Annotated in this window: 22 protein-coding genes and 1 pseudogene; 8 read left to right on the top strand and 15 right to left on the bottom strand. The window is 65.1% G+C overall.

The window, feature by feature from the left end:
* Positions 1-143: 143 nt before the first annotated feature.
* From ACLP4W_RS23270 to ACLP4W_RS23260, 3 genes and pseudogenes are all read left to right on the top strand, one after another.
* A pseudogene (locus tag ACLP4W_RS23270) lies at positions 144-308 on the top strand (VOC family protein); the annotation flags it as partial.
* Between the two features lie 30 nt (positions 309-338).
* Complete coding sequence (locus ACLP4W_RS23265; protein WP_442377133.1) at positions 339-599, top strand: type II toxin-antitoxin system Phd/YefM family antitoxin; 261 nt, start codon at positions 339-341, stop codon at positions 597-599.
* Positions 596-1,003 (top strand): type II toxin-antitoxin system VapC family toxin, encoded by a 408-nt coding sequence (locus ACLP4W_RS23260; protein WP_442377135.1) that lies wholly within the window; start codon positions 596-598, stop codon positions 1,001-1,003. The genes ACLP4W_RS23265 and ACLP4W_RS23260 overlap by 4 nt, the downstream gene beginning before the upstream one ends.
* A 641-nt stretch (positions 1,004-1,644) precedes the next feature.
* Here the strand turns inward: ACLP4W_RS23260 and ACLP4W_RS23255 are convergent.
* The 5 genes from ACLP4W_RS23255 to ACLP4W_RS23235 form a co-directional block, all read right to left on the bottom strand.
* Positions 1,645-2,067, bottom strand: a complete 423-nt coding sequence (locus ACLP4W_RS23255; RefSeq protein ID WP_442377137.1) for a hypothetical protein — start codon at positions 2,065-2,067, stop codon at positions 1,645-1,647.
* Positions 2,068-2,393: 326 nt separating this feature from the next.
* Positions 2,394-2,954 carry an AI-2E family transporter gene (locus ACLP4W_RS23250; protein WP_442389758.1) on the bottom strand — a complete coding sequence of 187 codons (561 nt, stop codon included), beginning with the start codon at positions 2,952-2,954 and terminating at the stop codon, positions 2,394-2,396.
* Positions 2,936-3,583, bottom strand: a complete 648-nt coding sequence (locus ACLP4W_RS23245; protein WP_442377140.1) for an AI-2E family transporter — start codon at positions 3,581-3,583, stop codon at positions 2,936-2,938. Before ACLP4W_RS23245 ends, ACLP4W_RS23250 begins: the two co-directional genes overlap by 19 nt.
* A gap of 155 nt (positions 3,584-3,738) precedes the next feature.
* Positions 3,739-4,035: a GlsB/YeaQ/YmgE family stress response membrane protein gene (locus ACLP4W_RS23240; protein WP_442377142.1), complete on the bottom strand. Its 297-nt coding sequence runs from the start codon at positions 4,033-4,035 to the stop codon at positions 3,739-3,741.
* Positions 4,036-4,156: 121 nt separating this feature from the next.
* Positions 4,157-5,317 carry an FIST signal transduction protein gene (locus tag ACLP4W_RS23235; protein ID WP_442389757.1) on the bottom strand — a complete coding sequence of 387 codons (1,161 nt, stop codon included), beginning with the start codon at positions 5,315-5,317 and terminating at the stop codon, positions 4,157-4,159.
* Positions 5,318-5,374: 57 nt separating this feature from the next.
* Between ACLP4W_RS23235 and ACLP4W_RS23230 the strand changes: the two genes are divergently transcribed.
* Complete coding sequence (locus ACLP4W_RS23230; RefSeq protein ID WP_442377146.1) at positions 5,375-6,343, top strand: SMP-30/gluconolactonase/LRE family protein; 969 nt, start codon at positions 5,375-5,377, stop codon at positions 6,341-6,343.
* On the opposite strand, the gene ACLP4W_RS23225 is transcribed toward ACLP4W_RS23230, so the two are convergent.
* The 5 genes from ACLP4W_RS23225 to ACLP4W_RS23205 all read right to left on the bottom strand — a co-directional run bounded on the left by ACLP4W_RS23225 (position 6,340) and on the right by ACLP4W_RS23205 (position 9,391).
* Positions 6,340-7,188: an SDR family NAD(P)-dependent oxidoreductase gene (locus ACLP4W_RS23225; protein WP_442377148.1), complete on the bottom strand. Its 849-nt coding sequence runs from the start codon at positions 7,186-7,188 to the stop codon at positions 6,340-6,342. The two genes, ACLP4W_RS23230 and ACLP4W_RS23225, sit on opposite strands and share 4 nt — an antisense overlap.
* Before the next feature lie 145 nt (positions 7,189-7,333).
* Positions 7,334-7,732, bottom strand: a complete 399-nt coding sequence (locus tag ACLP4W_RS23220) for a type II toxin-antitoxin system VapC family toxin (protein ID WP_442377150.1) — start codon at positions 7,730-7,732, stop codon at positions 7,334-7,336.
* Entirely contained in the window at positions 7,732-8,004 is a 273-nt protein-coding gene (locus ACLP4W_RS23215) for a type II toxin-antitoxin system Phd/YefM family antitoxin (RefSeq protein ID WP_442377196.1), read from the bottom strand. The genes ACLP4W_RS23220 and ACLP4W_RS23215 overlap by 1 nt, the downstream gene beginning before the upstream one ends.
* Positions 8,005-8,095: 91 nt before the next feature.
* Complete coding sequence (locus ACLP4W_RS23210) at positions 8,096-8,686, bottom strand: TetR/AcrR family transcriptional regulator (protein WP_442377152.1); 591 nt, start codon at positions 8,684-8,686, stop codon at positions 8,096-8,098.
* A 6-nt stretch (positions 8,687-8,692) separates the two neighbouring features.
* On the bottom strand, positions 8,693-9,391 hold the full coding sequence (locus ACLP4W_RS23205) for a crotonase/enoyl-CoA hydratase family protein (RefSeq protein WP_442389756.1): 699 nt from the start codon (positions 9,389-9,391) through the stop codon (positions 8,693-8,695).
* 289 nt (positions 9,392-9,680) lie between these two features.
* Between ACLP4W_RS23205 and ACLP4W_RS23200 the strand changes: the two genes are divergently transcribed.
* Positions 9,681-10,472 (top strand): DUF3060 domain-containing protein, encoded by a 792-nt coding sequence (locus ACLP4W_RS23200; RefSeq protein ID WP_442389755.1) that lies wholly within the window; start codon positions 9,681-9,683, stop codon positions 10,470-10,472.
* On the opposite strand, the gene ACLP4W_RS23195 is transcribed toward ACLP4W_RS23200, so the two are convergent.
* The 3 genes from ACLP4W_RS23195 to ACLP4W_RS23185 all read right to left on the bottom strand — a co-directional run bounded on the left by ACLP4W_RS23195 (position 10,432) and on the right by ACLP4W_RS23185 (position 11,743).
* Positions 10,432-10,779: an NIPSNAP family protein gene (locus tag ACLP4W_RS23195; protein WP_442389754.1), complete on the bottom strand. Its 348-nt coding sequence runs from the start codon at positions 10,777-10,779 to the stop codon at positions 10,432-10,434. The two genes, ACLP4W_RS23200 and ACLP4W_RS23195, sit on opposite strands and share 41 nt — an antisense overlap.
* A gap of 83 nt (positions 10,780-10,862) precedes the next feature.
* Complete coding sequence (locus ACLP4W_RS23190; protein ID WP_442389753.1) at positions 10,863-11,333, bottom strand: DUF1772 domain-containing protein; 471 nt, start codon at positions 11,331-11,333, stop codon at positions 10,863-10,865.
* Positions 11,330-11,743, bottom strand: a complete 414-nt coding sequence (locus ACLP4W_RS23185) for an ester cyclase (RefSeq protein WP_442389752.1) — start codon at positions 11,741-11,743, stop codon at positions 11,330-11,332. The genes ACLP4W_RS23190 and ACLP4W_RS23185 overlap by 4 nt, the downstream gene beginning before the upstream one ends.
* A 75-nt stretch (positions 11,744-11,818) precedes the next feature.
* On the opposite strand from ACLP4W_RS23185, the gene ACLP4W_RS23180 reads away from it, so the two are divergent.
* Both ACLP4W_RS23180 and ACLP4W_RS23175 read left to right on the top strand, forming a co-directional pair.
* Positions 11,819-12,385 (top strand): TetR/AcrR family transcriptional regulator, encoded by a 567-nt coding sequence (locus tag ACLP4W_RS23180; RefSeq protein ID WP_442389751.1) that lies wholly within the window; start codon positions 11,819-11,821, stop codon positions 12,383-12,385.
* A gap of 20 nt (positions 12,386-12,405) precedes the next feature.
* On the top strand, positions 12,406-12,972 hold the full coding sequence (locus ACLP4W_RS23175; protein ID WP_442389750.1) for a TetR/AcrR family transcriptional regulator: 567 nt from the start codon (positions 12,406-12,408) through the stop codon (positions 12,970-12,972).
* Positions 12,973-12,977: 5 nt separating this feature from the next.
* On the opposite strand, the gene ACLP4W_RS23170 is transcribed toward ACLP4W_RS23175, so the two are convergent.
* Positions 12,978-14,147, bottom strand: a complete 1,170-nt coding sequence (locus ACLP4W_RS23170; protein WP_442389749.1) for an acyl-CoA dehydrogenase — start codon at positions 14,145-14,147, stop codon at positions 12,978-12,980.
* Positions 14,148-14,178: 31 nt separating this feature from the next.
* Positions 14,179-14,559: a ClpX C4-type zinc finger protein gene (locus ACLP4W_RS23165; protein WP_442389748.1), complete on the bottom strand. Its 381-nt coding sequence runs from the start codon at positions 14,557-14,559 to the stop codon at positions 14,179-14,181.
* A 117-nt stretch (positions 14,560-14,676) separates the two neighbouring features.
* On the opposite strand from ACLP4W_RS23165, the gene ACLP4W_RS23160 reads away from it, so the two are divergent.
* Positions 14,677-15,453: an Rv3717 family N-acetylmuramoyl-L-alanine amidase gene (locus ACLP4W_RS23160; RefSeq protein WP_442389747.1), complete on the top strand. Its 777-nt coding sequence runs from the start codon at positions 14,677-14,679 to the stop codon at positions 15,451-15,453.
* Positions 15,454-15,570: the final 117 nt, after the last annotated feature.

Raw genomic sequence — 15,570 nt, 5'->3', positions numbered from 1 at the left:
GAACCCCTCAGACTGGTCGAGCCGGCCCTTGTGACCGTAAAGCTCTTGTGCCGCAATCACTTCGCGATTGATCCGTTCGAGTGTGGCCGCGTTGGACGCCGACCGCAGCAGGCTAAAGCCCGCCAGCTCGTGTTGGAGGCATTTCGATGTCTGATCTTGATGGCGTGTTGGGGAAGGTTGCGGAGTTTGGGGGAGCGGTAGTCGACGGGACGGTGTCGGAGCAGTCGGCGCTGATCCGTGATCCAGACGGGCAGCTGCTGGAGTTGCTTTCGGATGGGTGGCTGGCGGTGTTGCCGCCAAGGCCGTAGTTCGGGCTACGATTGTGCTACGCTCGTAGCATGTCTGAAGTAGCGTCTCGTGAGCTGCGCAACGATACGGCGGGAGTGCTTCGACGTGTGCGGGAGGGGGAGGACGTCACCATCACTGTCAATGGCCGACCCGTCGCGGTTCTCACCGCGGTTCGCCCCCAGCGCCGGCGCTGGCTGAGCAAAACAGAGTTCCTGTCGCGATTGCGCCGCGCTCAAGCCGATCCCGGGTTGCGCAAGGACCTCGCGGTGCTCGCGGGCGATACGACCGAGGATCTCGGGCCGATCCGATGAGCATGACGCGGGCGGCCGGAGTGCTCGACACCTCGGTGTTCATCGCGACCGAAACCGGCCGCCAACTCGACGAAGCGCTGATCCCCGAAGAGGTCGCCACCACTGTCGTCACCCTCGCCGAACTCCACGCCGGTGTGCTGGCCGCGACGACGTCCGATATCAGGGCGCAACGCCTCGCGACGCTGGAATCCGTTGCGGATCTGGAAACGCTGCCAGTCGATGATGAAGCGGCCCGAATGTGGGCGCGGCTGCGGATCTATCTCGCCGAGACCGGTCGGCGGGTGCGGATTAACGATCTGTGGATCGCGGCCATCGCGGCATCGCGAGCACTGCCCGTCGTCACCCAGGACGAGGACTTCGCCGCCCTCGACGGCGCCGCAAACCTGACGATCATTCGCGTCTGACTTCGGGCTGATCGCCGTCGCTCTCAGGCTTGCTGCTCGCCTCGGTCAGCACCGCGATGATCCACCCGGCGGGGATGCTGAGTGTTTGTTTTACCCCGGTGGGGGCCTGACTGGTTGTTTCCCCCCGGTGGGTGGTGCCCGAGTGTGGGAAATGCCAGTCGTCAGACTTCGACTTCCTCGTGTTGGGATCGCTGTTTATTTCGCTACGGGTGTCGTGGTTTTCGCATTGGGCCGCCTGGCTTGTGGGCCCCACGTCCAGCCGGTAACTCCTTGAGCCGCGCCGAGCGATCGGGATCGAGCATGCCGCGCGCGAAGCGGTTGCGTTGGTCGACGACCCACGCGCCCAGCCGGCCCACGCTAATGACCCGGTAACGACCGGAATTGTCCGGTTCTGATTAGAGTCGATGAAAGGCCAATCGCCTTGTGGTACAACAGAATATAGGGAACAACCAGAACTGGGCAGACCCACGGGTCGGTAACCCGTTGGTCGCGGGTTCGAGCCCCGCCCGCCGCACCCCCACCACGCTTTCGCACGTCAAACGCACCGCCTTTTCGACGGTCGCCTACCGTGGCGGATGCCCCAGCTGCGGCTTTGCGAGACGGATCGGGCAAAGCGCGGGGACGAATTGATTGGGTTGTGCTTAGGTCCGCTTGAACCACAATCCGCCGTAGGGCGGTCGAGAATTGGACCTGATACAGACTTGATGGGCGGTCATCAGAGTGGCCGAGCCGATACTCCGAGGAGCGTCATCAGAAGCGCCCGACCACTCGTCGGGGTGCAAGTCGTGGAGGTTGAACAACGGCCCCCCGTCGCGAGGCGTGACTTCCCCCGTGGACCTATCCACATCGACGTTGCCGAGATCGAGATGGATACACCAGAGGTTATCGCTCTCGGCAAGGTGCTTGAGAAATGCTCTCAAATCCTGGACATCGTTGAACGTCGCCGCGTAACCGCCGTAGCCGTCGAGGCGACTGACTTGGTAGTTGCTGTCTTTCAGGGCAAGCGTGTCGAGTTTGTAGCCGTAGCTGCCCAACTCTTCGTTGAGTTGATCTTCGGTGCTCATAGCACCGCGAGGTTAACCCACTTTCGACACCCGAGCGTCAGAATCAGGAGAATCAGATTTGCAGAGTGCGCCTGCATTTCGATGGCAAGCGTCCCGAGGAGTTCCGCGAGCTTTTGGTTGGATTCAGCGCCCACGAATTCGAGATCGCACAAGGGCCTTGACCTCCGGGCAGCGAAGCGGTGGTTAACGCTGTGTTCTCAACGTCAGGGCGCACCACGGCTCCGCCTGACGGGCGAGAAGGTGCGACCAACCGAAGGCGCCCGCTCTGGACGGCTGTACCCTGCGCACGAATATCCAAACGCGACCCGGCGCCCGGGTGGGTCTTATCAGACCTCATCGAGGCGGGGATAGAGAACTTCCTGGGTGAGTAATAGCAGCGCCGCGGCGATCGGAATGGCTACCAGCGCCCCGACAATCCCGAGCAGTGCGCCGCCGATGAGGACGGCGACAACGGTGATCAGGGCGGGCACCTTCACCACACGGCCGATGATTCTCGGTACCAGCAAGTAGTCCTCGAGGAGGCGAAAGACGACAAAGAACACGGTCGTTGCGATGCAGACCGGAAGCGAGACGGTCAGTGCGACAGCGGCGACGACGACACCAGCGATGGTCGATCCGACGACAGGTACCAGATCGAGCAGCGCGACGAAAATGCCCAGTAACAACGGGTACGGGACATCGAACGCCATGAGCCAGACGAAGGTGGCGGCCCCGGCGATCACCGAGATCAACACATTGCCCAGTACGTAGGCGCCGACTTTGGCGAACACTTCATCTCCGATGAGGATCGCGCGGGGCCGACGAGTGTGGGGCACCAGCCGGTACAGGTTGGTGCGGATACGCGGCATGTCGACCAGGAAGTACACGGTCAACACAATGACGACCAAGGAGTCGGTACTGCGCCGAAAACCGCGCTTCCTGCACTGACCACATCATTGACCACCGATCCTCCCGAGCCGTTGATCGTGTCGGTGATCCGCTGTTGCACATGGAAGCGCTCGTTGAGCCGACCGATGGCCGAGGAGTGGTCCTGGGCCTGCTGAAGGTAATGCGGTGCCTGCTTGATGAGCTCGCTGGCTTGCTGCGCAAGCGGGGGGACGGCAGCGGCGACGAAGGCCCCCACCATTGCGAGGAAGATGGCAAAGACGAGCGTCGTGGCTGCCCACCGCGGTAGTTTGCGGTTGACGAACCACGATGCGGCGGGTTCGAGTCCGAGCGCGAGGAAGAACGCGACCCCGATCAGCACCAGCACCGATGACAGCGATCCGAGTAGCCGGACAGCCCCGTAAGTCACCGCCACTCCGGCAGACGCGGTCAAACCGATGTAGAACGGGGATCGACGGTTGAATCGACGACCCAGCGACCCGAGGGGTTGCTGGTCGGAACTCATCTTCGCCGCGAGCATCTCCGCTGCGGCGACCGGGCCTTCCTCATCGGAGTGGGGTTGGCCGACCAGATCGTGACGACCCTCGGCCGCCCTGTCCTGCTCGGTCGCACTGTTCTTGGCTTCAGCCATCTGCCACCTCCGGCAAGGGTTGCGCCCCGCAAGCCCCGGACTCTCCACTCCAACCGTCCCGCTAATGGGTCCTGCCAAACAGAAGCGAGATCGACAGAGGGGCAGGTATTTCCGTCGTCGGCCCGCGGATGTGCCGCCTCCAGTTGGATAGCCGGCTACGCGCGGCGGAACAGTCGCAGCACCCAGAGCAGGATGACCGCTCCCAGGATCGCGGTGAAGAGGGTGAACCACCAACCGCCGCTGGCGGTATCGACGACGAAGCTCAGCAGGAACCCGCCGATTAATGCGCCGACAACTCCGATCACGATGTCCAAGAGCAGGCCCTCTTTGGTTTTCATGATCATGCTGGCGATCCAGCCTGCCAGCGCCCCGATGATGATGTAGCCGACCCAGCCCACGCTGGTCAGCGTGGTGGAGCGGGCGAGAATTTCGTTGGCTGCCATGACGTTCATCAACTTCTCCTCTCGGCCCCCGAGATACGCGGCGTGCTCGCCGAACCGTGGGAGAGTAGCCGTTTTCGGCAGAGTTAAAAGCGCGATCAGGCGGCCAGTCCCCTGCAGCCCAGGTAGCGGCTCATTTCGTGTCTTCGATGAACAGCGCCATCGACGCGGTAAATCCGTGCAACGCGTTGCGGCCCGCGATCGGGCCGATCTCCCCGGCGGCGAAGAAACCGGCGAGCGGAATCCCGCCCAGTAGGTCCTCGATCGTCGACGCGTCGTGGTCGGCGACCCCGAACATCCGCCGCCCACGCCCGTTGCAGGTGAACAACAGCGCGCCAACCGGACGCCCGGGCAGCTCCGCTCCCGCCCGCTCGACGGCCAGGCGCAGGTCCTTGTCGGCCCCCGCAGCGTCACGGACCTGGAACTGCACGGTCGCGCCGACCTCGACAACGTCGCCGATCTCGATCGCCCCGGTCGGTTGGTCGGCGCCCAGCAGCCCGCGGATCAGGAAGTCGCCCTGACCCGGAGCCGCCAGGTGCTCGTCGACGACGATCCCGATCTGCAGTCCGTGGCTGACCAGTTCCTGCTCGTCGCGCTGCAGCCCCGCGACGATCTCACGCAGGCGCTGCAGCGGCGATCGGCCGCCCAGCTCGGTGATCAGCGCGCCGTCCGCGCCGGTGACGATGTACGGGTTGCCGATCGGCCGGCAGCCCTGCGACACGATCGGGATACCGTGCATGCCGGGCAGGCGCACGCCCACGAGGCCGGAGGTGAGCACGCCGTGGTCGCGGAACAGCCGGGTGTCGCCCGGTCTCAGCCCACCGCTGACCACGCCGCCCACCACGGTCGTTCCCGGCAGGTCGGTGTTGAGGTGCTCGATGAGCAGGTTCGACGGGAAGGTGTACGGGTCCGGCAGCAGCAGGTGCAGATCGTGCGCGGTCGCGTCGAACTGGTAACCGGTGAGCAGGCCACCCGAGCCGGTGCGCACGAAGTCCAGCTGGAACGTCTCGGCGGCCAGGCCCGACGCCAGCCACACCGCCACCGCGGGCCCGTCCTCGATCTCCCGGCGGCCGGCGACGATCGCCTGCGCGACGCAACCGATCAGCGCGGGCGGCTCGAGCAGCTGCTGCACCGCGTCGAGGACGTCGACAGCCTCGTCGGTGTGTGATCGCGATCCGAGGAGCACGGCCAGCGACGGCGCCTCACCCGCGAGCTTGTCGCGGGCGTGCGCTGCCGCCTCCACCGCGGCCTGCCGTGCGTCGGGCGCGGTGGAAACCCCGACTCCGATCCGCACACTTCCATGATGCGCCTAGCCTGACAGTGGGCTGCTACAAGTCCGCGAGGAGCATCGATGAGCGAAACGGGCGAGACCACCATCCGGGTGACTGATTTGCACCCCGTCGGGCGTGGCGTGGATCGCCCGGAACAGGTTGTGGTGGCCGGTGATGGTCGGGTGTTCGCCTCCGACAAGGCCTCAGCGGTCGCAGAACTCGTTGATGAGAACACCGTTCGGCGCATGGGGCAGGCGGGCGGCGAGCCGAACGGGATCGCGCTCGACCGCGACGGCCACTTTCTGATCGCCAATTTCGGCTTGGGTGTGCTGCAGGACCTCGACCCGGTGACCGGCGCGATCACAGCGGTGCTGGGCGGACAACTAGATGGACACCCGTTGCGGTGGCTGAACTTCGTTCTGGTGGATTCCGTTGGGGCGTTGTGGTGTTCGGTGAGCACGATGGCAGACGATCTTGTCGATACCATCGCGCGAGGCACCGCCGATGGGTTCATCTTTCGGGTCGCGCCGGATCGCCAATCGGCGCAAGTGGTCGCCGATGCGGTGAGCTTCCCGAACTGCATGGCGCTGGATCGCAATGAGGACTATCTGTATGTGGTCCGCACGGTAGCCGCTGACGTGGTGCGGTTTCCGATCCGGGGGGAAACACTCGGCCCCCAACAGCGATTCGGCCCGCCGCTGGGTGGCCGGCGCCCCGACGAGTTCGGCCCGCAATATAGCCAGTCCGTGGCCGACCCGCAGCTATCTCGCCGGTGGGGGTTTGCCGACGGCTGTGCGTTCGATGCCGATGGAAACCTTTGGGTGACTTTTGTTTTCCCCAACAGGATCGTGGCGATCGGCCCGGATGGCCGGGCGACGGTGGTGGTCGAAGATCCCGACGGTGCGTTGGTGAGCGGTCCGACCAGTATCGCCTGGGGTGGGCAGGACATGTGCGATGTCTACATCGGTTCGATCCTGACCCCGTATGTGCTCAAGGGGAGAAGCTCGGTGCCAGGCCTGCCGATGGTTCATCAGCGCCAGTGGCGCTAGCCGCCCAACCGACCGGGTTTCATGAATTCCGGCATCGCGTCGTCCGGGTTCGGCGGGATCGATGATGCGGGCAGCCCCCACAGCTGCTGAATGGTTGCACCGCCGTCGACGACGAGTGTCTGACCGGTGATGCGGGCAGCCAGCTCAGAGGAGAGGAACAACGCGGCGTTGGCGACGTCATGCGCGCGGGGCGCCGCCAGCGGATTAATTCCATCGACGGCGTACTCGTTTGGCGGCTGGTCCTCGTTGCCGGAGCCCACATTGCCTGGCGCGACCGCGTTAGCGCGAATGCCGTACCGCCCCAGTTCGTCTGCGAAGGTCTTGACGAGCGAGATGACGCCGGCCTTGGCGGCGCCGTAGGCGGCATGGTAGGTGGCCGCCGCAATGCCGTCGACCGAGGCGAGTGCGACCAACGATCCACCGCTGCGCTGGGCGATCATGTGCCTTGCCACGGCTTGGAAAAGGTAGAAGACCTGGTTCAGGTTGTAGTGGATTGCCGCGTCCCACAATTGGGTGGTGAAGTCCTCGACTTTTGACCAGGTCGCACCACCGATGATGTCGACGCAGACATCAACACCGCCCAGAGCTGCGACGGCTTCGTCGATCGCCCGACTGACCTGCGCGGGGTCGGTCATATCGGCGACGATCGGGATGGCATTACCTCCCGTGCTGACGATCTCGCCGACAATGCGATTCGCGCGCTGTTTGTCGATATCGATACAGGCCACCGAGGCGCCCGCCTCGGCAAGGGCCAACGACGTGAACCAGCCATGGCCCGCGCGCTCGGGGATGTAGCCCGCACCCGACACGACAGCACGCTTACCGGATAGTCCAAAATCGATCACGGCCGACCTCCATTGCGCCCCAACCAGTCAGCCTCGGGCGAGTGATGGCCGACGGTCGTACTGGTGGAGTATCGAGACAAGCCTCGACCGCTGTCAATGACGACTCAATGCGCCCGATCCGCACACGGCCGAATCGTCACGACTCTCAGCGGCCCGGAGCGGCGGTCGGCAGGCCGGCTGCCGCGGCGGCCGTGAGAAGGCGTTCGTCGTAGGTGACGAACGCGGTCAACTGGGTGCCGAACACCGCGTCCCCGGTCGCGAGGTGGATCGCGTCCAGTGACCGTAACGTGGTGTCCGGGTACGCCGCGGCCGCGGCCCGGACCACCTCGTCGACTTCGTAGCGCGCTACTCGAGCCACGATCGCGGGAACATCGGCAAGCAGCGAGGGCTCTACCCGGCGCAGGGCGCGGGGGAGTTCAACCTCGATCAGCGTCGACGACACCCACGGCGCGGGTGTTTGCGCGTCAAGCCAGTCTGCGAGGGAATCGCTTTCAGGCTCACGCCTTATCAGTTTCATCAGGGCCGACGTGTCGAGATAAAGCATCAATAGCGCTCGTTGTCTCGCAGCTCGCGCAGCAGTTGGCCGGCCTCATGGTCGGTCTTCACCGGTCCGGACGGACGTGGCGCCGGGCCGCTGAGGGTGGCGGGATGAAGCCTTCCCGCGCTGATCATTTCGGCTAGGGGGTTTTCCTGAGCGGGGACCAGGCGGGCCACGACGGCCCCGCGCTCGGTGATGTCGATCTGCTCGCCGCGTTTGACCCGTGCGAGCACCCCGGCAGTATTTTGGTTCAGCTCACGCACCGGCACCTCGGACATGCCAGCCATTGTACTACCTATTTGTAGTACGAAGGGTGCAGCGGTGTATGAATCTTCACCCCGCGCCGTCTGCTTAGCTTGCGCCGGAGCTTCAGCGCGCAAAGCCCCGCAGAATCGCGGTCACCCCAACCTCCCAGCGCCGGTTCACCGACGCCTTCGACTTGCCGAGCCAGCGGCCACCTTCCTGGACCGCCAAACCTTGTGCCAGAGCGAGCAATACGTGTGCGATGTCGACCGGGTCGCCGGTGAGCAGTCGTGCGTCGGTGCACCGCGTGATTCTGCCGACGAAGATTTCTCGCACCGACGGCGACGCCGCGAGTTCCTCGGGGTCGGGGTCGAAATCCTGGAAGGGCCGCGAAAACATCACCCGGGCCAGCGCCGGGTAGTCGAGGCAGAACCGGCGGAACACCGGAATGAGCCGCTGGACGTCGGCGACCGCGTCGTCCGTCTCGGGCACTTCGAGCAGCCGGCGGGCAAGCATCCGGAATCCTTCGAAGAACACCGCGCGCACCAGCCCGCGCTTGTCCTGGAACAGCTCGTACACCGCGGGCACGGAGGTGCCAGCCTGCTCGGCCACCCGCCGAGTGGTGAAACCCGAAAGACCGTCCTCGTTCAACGTCGAGACCGCGACCTGCAGCACTCGATCGCGAAGCTCCGGGGTGCGCTGCTTCGGTCTGGGCATCCGGTTCTACTGGACGCCGAATTCGGCGGGCACCCCGTCTATTCCGGCGCGAAGCTCCTTGAGCGCATCGGCGCGGGCGCGCAGCTTGCTGGCCGCATGTGCCCCCAGATCGAGCTTGGTGAATTCGAGGGCGGCCTCCTGGGCGCGACCGAGGACCCTGTCCGGTAGGTCGATCTCGTCGATAAATCCCGCGGCCAGGGCGGTCTCGCCGAAGAACACCTTGGACAGCCCGACCGACTGCTGATACGCCGACGGCGTGAGTCGCAGCTTCATGATCGCCAAGGCCGCGTACGGTAGGACTATGCCGATGGCGACCTCATTGGCCTGAATGTTGTATCCGGGTGCGGCGATTCGGTGATCGCCACTGGACAACAGGAATGCTCCCATCGCGATGGCCGGGCCGGTGCACGCCATGACGACCGGCTTCGGGTAGGACAGCAGCCGGTACGACAGTTCGAATCCGCCCCTGAGCATGTCGATCGCCGGCTGCAGTTCGCCGGCGGTCAAGATCTTCAGGTCAAACCCACCGCTGAACACCCGGTGGTTGCCGGCGATTACCACCGCGCCGACGTCGTCGCGATCGGCGTTGTCGAGCGCTTCGTTGAGGGCCTGCTGCACGGTCGGCCCCAGGGCATTGACCTTTCCGTCGTCCATCGTGATCAGCGCGATGGACTCGTCGCGACGATAGGTGACCGGTCCGCTCATGATGCTCCTTCGGCCGCAGGGAACATTGATTTGTATCAACGTTACGAAACGAGGTTACGAAATGCAAGAGGCGATCTCACATCACCAGCGCCCGACGTTGAGTCCGACACGTTCGCTTCATACTTGCGGGTCGTCAATTTCCGCTTGAGGCTGGCGAGCAGACGGAGAATCGCACGCGGAAGCCCCGCGTGATGCGATTCTGCGTCTGCTCGCGAGCGGAGAACTGAGCCTATTGGCCCAGCGACTTTCGGGGCTGGCCCGCTAAGTGCCGATGTGGGACATTTGGCAAATGAAGGACGACGATCCCGAAAAGCGGATCCGCGAGCTGGAACGCGAGCTTGCCGACACGACGCGGGCCGCCCCAAGTCCGCCCTATACGGCGAACCCGCCCTATACGGAGAATGCGCCTTATACGGCTAACACGCCCTATGCCGGTGATGCGATGTACACGGGCGGTTCGCCGTACGGCCTCGGCTTCCCGCCGCCGCGGCGCAGGGCGAGATTTCCGTGGTTTCTCGTCATCATCGTCTTGCTGGCGGTAGTCGTGCCGATCATCATGAGCCTTGTGTCGACTTTCGGGAATCTGAATAGGTCGACCTTTCACACCGGTCCTAGGCCGACGGCGCCCAGCAACAGTGCTACGGCGGTGCCCCAAGGGGGCGAGCTCCGAGTGGGCGGCAACATGGAGACCAAGACGGTCGCCTGCAACGACGGCAACCTGACGTTGTATGGCTATAACAGCAAGTATTCCGTCACCGGCCACTGTGCCAGCCTCACGGCGGGCGGCTACGACAACAACGTCACCGTCGACAGCGCCGACACCCTCGAGTCCTCCGGCTACGGCAACACGGTGACGGACCGCGCGTGCAACAACGGCAATTTGAAGCTGTCCGCCTATGGGATCCAGTTCGACGTCACCGGCCACTGCGCCAGCCTCACGATCTCCAGCTACCAGAACAAAGTCAAGGTCGACAGCATCGACAGCATCAACGTCTCCGGCTACGACAACATCGTCACCTACCACTCGGGCGCACCGAAGATCACCGATACGGGCCAGTCCAACACCATCCAGCAGGGCTGACCGACGACGGCGCCGGATCGAGCAGCATGGACTCAACGACGACAATGTCTTCCGGATCGAAACCCTCCATGTCCGCAGCGAATTCAGGGCTGGCCATGAAGTCGCGAGTCAGCGCCGCGGGGTCGGCGCTGTCCGGGTAGGAGATCAGCGCGACGAGTCGATGCTCGTCGCCGCCGCGCTGTGTCCAGACTCCATGGGTCGTCACGCCGAAGGTTGCCAGGCTGGGCACATGGCGAGCCCAGTGAACCGCGGCGTAGCGCTCAAGAGCCCGCCCAGAGCGCAGGGTGTAGATCCTCAGCTGATACATGCGTATGCCTTTCCGTGCGAACGCCACCACACGATCTGCGAATCCGATAGCGCATCTGATATCACTTTTGAAAGCGAAGAAGGTCAGGTCATCAGAGCCACGCACAGCGCACAGACGGCCACACCCTGCAGCGTCGCGCGCGCGTTGATGATCCTGTCCCAATTCGCCTGCAGTGCGCGGGCATTCACCGGGACTTCGCTGGCCTGAGCCGCGGCGGTGAGTTGTCGATTGATCGGTGCGCTCACCCGTAGATACAGCGCGAGCCACACCAGTAGGAGCGCCACCGCCGTGGCCGCCATGGTCGCCGCGGTCCATCGGCCGGCCGCGGCCGCCAGAACGGCGCTCGCAGCCGCGGCGATCATCCCGACCACGCCGGGAAGCGGCATTCGCCGGTCACCGTAGCGATGCACGTTGCCCATCACGGCAACCAGCGCCCGGTCGTCGACGAGGGCCAAGGCCGGTCGTTGCACCATCGCGCAGAACACGTCGGTGCCGTACACCACCGCGGTGCCCAGCACGCCGATCAGCGCGGCCACGTGGGCGAGATCCGTCATGACGCCGGCTGGGGTAGCGCGCCCAGCTGTTGAAAGAACTCCAGTGTGTTGAGCTCATCCCAGTGCTCGACGAACATGCCGTCGGCGACCCGCCAGATGTCGATGGAGCGCATCTCGACGGGTCGCCCGGTGGCCGGAATTCCCATGAAGTCACCCAGGTGCGTCCCGCGGTAGACGAAGCGGCCGACCACCCGGTCACCCGCGATGACGAGATCCTCCATGGTCGCGGTCAGATCCGGCAGTGCCGCGAAGAACCCGGCCCAAAACTGGCGGTTGGCCTCGCGGCCGTCGTCGACGAACGCGTTGTGGTTGCGGTAGTCGGTGGCCACGAAGGTGTCCACCAGATTCGGGTCATGTTCGTTGAGCATTTTTACGAAGGCCTCGGCGAGGCGCTGTGCTGTGTTGTTCATGTTAGCAACGCTAACCCCCTGAAATCGCGATGTCAATAGCGACGCTAGATTTTCTAGCAGTGCTACGATAGCGGCATGCCCACCGAAGATCGTCGCGCCCGGGAGCGTGCCGCGCGCCGTCAGTTGATCGTCGACACCGCCCGTCAGGTCGCCGAGGCCGAGGGCTGGGACGCCGTCACCACACGGCGGCTGTCGACCGAGATCGAGTACAGCCAGCCCGTCCTCTACAAGCACTTTTCGGGCATGGACCAGGTCGCCGCGGCCGTCGCCATCGACGGTTTCGCGGAGCTGGCCGGCCTGCTTCGCGCCGCCCGCGCCGATGCCGAGACGCCCACCGCCGCGCTGGCCCGGATAGCGCGCGCCTATCTCGACTTCGCCCGCGACAACCCCGCCGTCTACGACGCGATGTTCACCGGCCGCACCACACTGCGCTTCGCCGAATCGGACACCCCGCCCGAGTTGGTGGCCGCCTTCGGTGAGCTACGCCAGGCAGTGTCCGCGATCGCGACCGACGCCGACACCCTTACCGAGGTGTTCTGGGCGGCGCTGCACGGGCTGACCACCCTGAGCCGCGGGGGCCGGCTACGTCCGGAGTATGAGCGCGAGCGCGTCGACGCGCTGATCGCCCGGATGGTCAATTGACGCCAGTAACCTTGCCAGGTGTGGCCCCGCGGAAGCCTTCTACCCGCCTGTCAGTCGAGGACTGGCTGCAGGCGGGTTACACCGTGCTCGCCGAGGAGGGCGTTCGCGCGCTGAAGGTGGAACGGCTCTGCCGGCAGGCGGGTGTCACCCGCGGCAGCTTCTACTGGCACTTCGATGACATGAACAGCTATCGGGCCGCGCTTGTCGAATCGTGGAATACGTTCCTGGAGAAGGACCGCGAATCGCTGGCCGAACAGGATGCGCTGCCGCCGCGGGAGCGGTTGTCCGCCATGATGATTGGGTTGCTGAGTCCCCAGCACTGGATGCTCGAACGTGCGATGCGCGAATGGGCGCGCTCGGACCCGGCCGCCGCCGCCAACATCCGCGCGGCCGACCGGCGCCTGCTTCGCTCCGTCGCAAAGGCCTACAGCGACTACGGTTTCAGCCCCACCGACGCCAAACTGCGCGCCGAGTTGACCTTCGCGGCCGGAATCGGGCTACTGCATCTCGCCGGCTCGGCCGCCGAGGCGCAACAGGCGGCCCAGCGTGAGCGATTTCTGGACCTCATGTTGGCCGACCCGAAATAACCCACTCAAATCATCGAGATCGGCGAGATCTTCGCGCCAATCGCCAACGCGCCGGCCAACTCCCGGCTCACGTCGTAGTCGAACACGACATGCCCCGCCGCGATGTCCACGTCGCGTTTGGCCCGCTGCAGCGGGTTCGACAGGAATTGCGCGCCGGCACCCGACGCCTCCAGGAGATCGGCGATGATCGCCCGGCACTCGTGCACCGTGTGGGCCGCCGCCAGCCGTGCGTCGGCCCGCACCGCTCGGCTCACCTGGTCACCGCGGGCCACGATTTGCTCGATACCGTCGGCGGTCTCGGTGATCAGCGCCAGCAGCGCGCGCAGCCGCACCCTCGCATGCCCGAGCCGGATCTGGGCGGCGGGCTGATCCTTCTGCGCCACACCGCTATACGCCAGGACGCGGCTCCCCAGCCTTTCCGCGAAGAGCTCGCTCACCCGCTCGGCGGCACCGAGTACCGGCATCGATGCCACCAGCGCGAGAGCCGGGACCATCGGCCACCGGTACGTCGGCGCGTTGTGGGCCCGCGCTCCCGGCGCGGTTCCGGCATAGATGTCGGCCACCGCGACGATGCGGTGTTCGGGGATAAAGGCGTCGGTGATGATGACGTCGTGGGAACCGGTGCCGCGCATGCCCGCGGTGTGCCATGTATCGGCGACCTCGACCTCGCCGGCGGGCACCACGACGAGCGCCGGATCGATGCCGTCCCGCCGCTCGATGAGCGCCCCGACGATCACCCAATCCGCGTCCAGCGCACCGGTCGCCCAGGACCACCTGCCCGTCAGGCGCACCCCGCCGTCGGCCGGGACGCCACGGCCGGTCGGGGCCAGGGGAGCGGGCGCCAGCACCGGTCCCGACGAGAACACTTCCTCCTGAGCCCGCGGGTCGAACAGCGACAGCATCCAGTTGTGCAGCGCATAGAAACCCAGGGTCCATGCGCTTGAAGCGCATCCGTGTGCCATCAGCCGAACCGGTTGCAGCAGTTCGGGAAACGACGCTTGCACGCCGCCGAACCGGGCTGGCAATAACAGTCGAAACAGCTCTGTCTGCTTGAACTCGCTGACCGTTGCCGCGGGGAGCCGGCGCAGCCGCTCGGCCTCGTCGGCACGCTCGGCCAGCCGCGCGACGAAGTCGTCGGTTATCCCGTGCACCGCGCGGCTATCGATCACGGCCATGCCGTCGACCCTAACATACTATTTAGTATGTTTACTTTTGGGATCGCTCTTCGGAGAAGCGTTCCCAGGCGGACTGCCGAGTGATGCCAAGCGCTTCGCCGATTTGCGACCAGGTCACCCCACGGCGACGAAGCTCGCTCACCCAAGACCGCAGGTCGGTCTCGACCTGCCGGGCCACGACCGCCATGCGGGGGATATGGTCAATCATTTGCTGATCGCTCCATGATTCCCAAATCGGCAGCCGGAGCTCACGCGGTTTATCCCGGTACTCGTCGATGATGGCGTCGGCCAGGGCGATGCATTCATTGCAGATCTGCACACCCGGACCGGCCACAAGCCTGTCGACTTCGGCGTTCGACTTGCCGCAGAACGAACACCAAATCTGTGCGGTCCGGTTAGCCGTGGGGCTCATCGGCACTCCTTGGTGTCAGGCTCACCCTGACAACGTACGCCGTCAGGGCCGTCCTGACAAGGAGTGCCCGGTGCTGCTATCGGTGCATGTCATGCTCGAGATTGTTACCATCGCGCAGTGAGTGATCGGCCCGGTCGGCCGCGATCCGTTTCACGGCGCGATGTCTTGAGGTACTCCAGCGTCGTGCCGGCGGTCGTCGGCGTCGCCGCATTGGTCGACGCTCCACGCGCGGCCGCCGGTATCGGCGGCATGGCCGTCTTCCTCGACCCCGGCCACAACGCCGTCAACGACGCCTCGATAAACCAGCAAGTCCCCAACGGTCGGGGAGGCACAAAGGCATGCAACACCTCGGGCGCCGCGACCGACGACGGCTACCCCGAGCATGCGTTCGCTTGGGCCGTCGTGGGGCTTATCAGTAGCGCGCTCAACCAAATCGGCGTGCGCACCGAACTGTCGCGGGACAGCGACAACGGTGTCGGACCCTGCGTCGATCAGCGCGCCGCGCTGGCCAACGCGATGCACCCCGACGCGATCGTGAGCATTCACGCCGACGGCGGACCCCCGTCCGGCTCAGGATTTCACGTCAACTACTCCAGCCCGCCGTTGAACGACGTCCAGTCCGGTCCCGCGATCCAGCTCGCCCACACGATGCGAGACGCCTTGGTGCAAGCCGGTTTTCATCCTTCCACCTACATCGGGTCCGACGGCCTCTACGGCCGCGACGACCTCGCCGGCCTCAACCTTGCCCAGTACCCGGCAGTCCTCGTCGAGCTCGGCAACATGAAAAATGCCGACGAAGCCGCCCGGATGGAAAGCGCGGACGGTCGGGCAAAATACGCCGCGGCGGTCACCCAGGGCATCACCGCGTACCTGACCGCCAAAGCTAGCTACTAAGACCTGAAAAAGTCGGCGCGTTGATCCACCGTGAGGTGCTGCTGAGCAGAGAGGATGGCTTCGAACCCTTGGGCAAGAAGGGATCGAGGCCATCGTGCTCAGAACTGTAAGTGAACA

This window comes from Mycobacterium sp., assembly GCF_052145595.1.
GTDB lineage: Bacteria > Actinomycetota > Actinomycetes > Mycobacteriales > Mycobacteriaceae > Mycobacterium.
This window is presented reverse-complemented; position numbering and strand designations above follow the sequence as displayed.